The sequence below is a fragment of the Streptomyces sp. genome (assembly GCF_019510245.1).
Taxonomy (GTDB): domain Bacteria; phylum Actinomycetota; class Actinomycetes; order Streptomycetales; family Streptomycetaceae; genus Streptomyces.
Genome location: NZ_JAEKKT010000408.1, coordinates 1 through 2,222 on the forward strand (window position 1 = coordinate 1; position 2,222 = coordinate 2,222).

The 2,222-nt window shown below is 69.2% G+C and carries 3 protein-coding genes; 2 read left to right on the forward strand and 1 reads right to left on the reverse strand.

The window, feature by feature from the left end:
- A partial coding sequence (locus tag JF597_RS53015; RefSeq protein ID WP_294014136.1) for a transcriptional regulator occupies nucleotides 1-607 on the forward strand: 607 nt, incomplete at its 5' end.
- A gap of 95 nt (nucleotides 608-702) precedes the next feature.
- Nucleotides 703-1,563 carry an oxidoreductase gene (locus JF597_RS53020; protein ID WP_294014138.1) on the forward strand — a complete coding sequence of 287 codons (861 nt, stop codon included), beginning with the start codon at nucleotides 703-705 and terminating at the stop codon, nucleotides 1,561-1,563.
- A 316-nt stretch (nucleotides 1,564-1,879) separates the two neighbouring features.
- Here the strand turns inward: JF597_RS53020 and JF597_RS53025 are convergent.
- Nucleotides 1,880-2,222, reverse strand: a 343-nt coding sequence (locus JF597_RS53025) for a pirin-like C-terminal cupin domain-containing protein (RefSeq protein WP_294014140.1), incomplete at its 5' end; no start/stop codon positions are given.

The window sequence follows — 2,222 nt, forward strand, 5'->3', positions numbered from 1 at the left end:
GGCTCGGCCTGTGCCGGGACGCTCCCGCAAGCCCACCCGGCGTCAGCGGGTCAGTCCCTCTCTGCTGCAGATGATGAACAGCTGGACCGACACACCTGCCGTGATCCTGGGGCGCTGTATGGACGTGCTGGCACACAACCCCCTGGGCGGCGCCCTGTTCGCCGGCCACACCTACAGCGGGGACCTGATGCGGCTCGTCTTCCTCGACCCCGACGCCCGGGACTTCTACCCGGACTGGGACCGGGTCGCCGCCAACACGGTCGGCGGCCTGCGCGAGGCGGCGGGAACCGACTACGACGATCCGCGGATGATCGAGCTGGTGGGCGAGTTGTCGCTCAAGAGCGAAGCGTTCCGCACGCTGTGGGCGCGTCACGACATCCGCCAGAAGAGGCACGAGACCAAACGCTTCCGGCACCCGGTCGTCGGGGAACTCACCCTGGACTACGAGTCCTTGACCATCAACAGCGCGCCAGGTCAGCAACTCGTCGTCTACCAGGCCGAGCCCGGCAGCCCCTCCGCCCACGCACTGTCGCTGCTCGGCAGCCTCACCGCGACGCAAACGGCACAGGCATCCGAGGCCGTACCGCAGGACATCCCCACAGACTGACCGACTTCACCCGCCCGCCATTCCTTGGAGTTCGCCGCGCCCGTACGCAGCGGCGTCACGCTCAACCACGCCTTCCACGAAGGGACATATCCCCCATGCCTGCAGATGTCACGCCCGTCTGGTTCATCACGGGCTGCTCCACCGGACTCGGCCGCGCCCTGGCCGAGGCGGTTCTCGACCGGGGCTGGCGAGCGGTGGTCACCGCCCGCGACCCGATGGCAGTGGCGGACATAGTCGCCCGCCACGAGGACCGAGCGCTGGGCCTCGCGCTCGATGTCACCGATGCCCCACAGATCGACAAGGCCGTCGCGGCCGCGCAGGAGTCCTTCGGCCAGATCGACGTACTCGTCAACAACGCGGGCTACGGCTATCTCGCGGCTCTCGAGGAGGGCGAGGACGACGAGGTCCGCGCCCTGTTCGACACGAACGTCTTCGGCCTCGTGGATGTCACGCGGCGTGTTCTGCCGGGCATGCGCGCCCGCCACCGCGGCCACATCGTCAACATCTCCTCCCTCGGAGGCCTGGCCGCCTTCGGCGCCACGGGCTACTACCACGCCACCAAATTCGCCGTCGAAGGACTCTCCGAATCGCTCGCGGCCGAGGTGTCACCGCTGGGCATCAACGTGACGATCGTCGAGCCCGCAGCCTTCCGCACCAACTGGTCCGGCCCCTCCATGCGCCAGTCGGCCACGCAGATCGACGACTACGCGGACACCGCCGGCGCCCGCCGCAAGAACACCCTGGACACCTACGGGCACCAGCCCGGCGACCCCGAACGCGCCGCCGCCGCCATCATCGAAGCGGTGCGGTCCGAAAACCCCCCGCTGCGCCTGCTCCTGGGCAAGGTCGCCCTCGACGTCGCCCTGGCCCGGCTCGACACCCTCAAGACCAACTTCACCGCCTGGCGAGACGTCACCCTCAGTGCCGACTTCCCCGACGACCGCACCACTGCATGACACGAACGACCCCCACCCTGGAGGGATCCATGCCCACCCTGGCGATCATCGGAGCAGGACCGAGCCTCGGTCTGGCCACTGCCGCCAGATTCGGAGCGGAAGGCTTCGACGTAGGACTGGTCGCACGCAACCGCGACAGGCCGCAGAACATGCAGGACACACTGGCGAAAGAAGGACCGCCACAGCTGCCCCCAGACAGCTACACCGTGCAGCCGCCGCCCGCCCCCGCCCGAGAGTGCAACGCGGTCAACCGTCGGAGGCGATGCCAGGCCGCGCCCGACTGGACCGCGACACCAAAACGCAGGCATTCCTCCGCTCAGCGCACCCTCCCCCGCGGCTTCAACGGCAGCGGCGGCAGCTCCGGAGCGGGCAGCGGAGCTCCGTCGTAGCCCTTCACCTCTCCGAAGCGGGACCCTGTCATCCAGTCCTCACGGGCCTGCTCGATCTCCTCCTGCGACCGCCCGATCCAGTTCCAGAACATGACGAGCTCCTCCTCGAACGGCTCGCCGCCCAGGAGCATCAGGCCCGCGTCCGACTCGGCGCGCAGCGGGAGTTCGGTGCGGCCGCAGCCGAGGTAGAGCATCGAGCCGGGCAGGAGCGGCACGCCGTCCACGTGGGCCTCGCCGGACATGGACAGGACGGCGTACTCGAAGTCCGGT

Coding starts and splice junctions, on each gene's coding strand:
- JF597_RS53020 (WP_294014138.1), top strand. CDS start 703: ATGCCTGCAGATGTCACGCCCGTCTGGTTCATCACGGGCTGCTCCACC.